A 460-nucleotide genomic window follows, 5' to 3' on the forward strand; every position below is an offset into this window, starting at 1 on the left:
CCGGGCGTGACGATCACGCTCATCGGCAGTCCGCGCCCGTCCGTGGCGAGGTGGATCTTGGTCGTCAGTCCGCCGCGCGAGCGGCCGAGTGCCTCACCCGCGAGGGCGAGATCGTTGACCCACCCTGTCTGACAGCCCCCTTTTTGCGGGCTCCCGCCGCATGGTGATGAGCCCGCACGTGCGTGGAGTCGACCGAGAACACCCACTCGACCTTCCCGACCGCGTCGTCCTTGACCTGCACGTGGTCCAAGATCTTGTCCCAGGTACCGTCCGCGGTCCACAACCGCAACCGCTCGTGCGCCGTCTTCCATGGGCCGTACTTGGCCGGCACGTCGCGCCACGGCGCCCCGGTGCGCAGCCGCCACAAGATCGCGTTGATCACCTGCCGGTGATCACGCCAGCGCCCACCACGCCCGGTCGCGACCGGCAGCAGCGGCTCGATCCGCGCCCACGCCGTGTC

At 70.0% G+C, this 460-nt stretch carries 1 pseudogene; it reads right to left on the bottom strand.

The features are described 5' to 3' along the window. Positions 1-460 (bottom strand): annotated as a pseudogene (locus G3I78_RS48195) (IS5 family transposase); the annotation flags it as partial.

The sequence above is a fragment of the Streptomyces sp. SID13726 genome, from assembly GCF_010548375.1.
GTDB lineage: Bacteria > Actinomycetota > Actinomycetes > Streptomycetales > Streptomycetaceae > Streptomyces.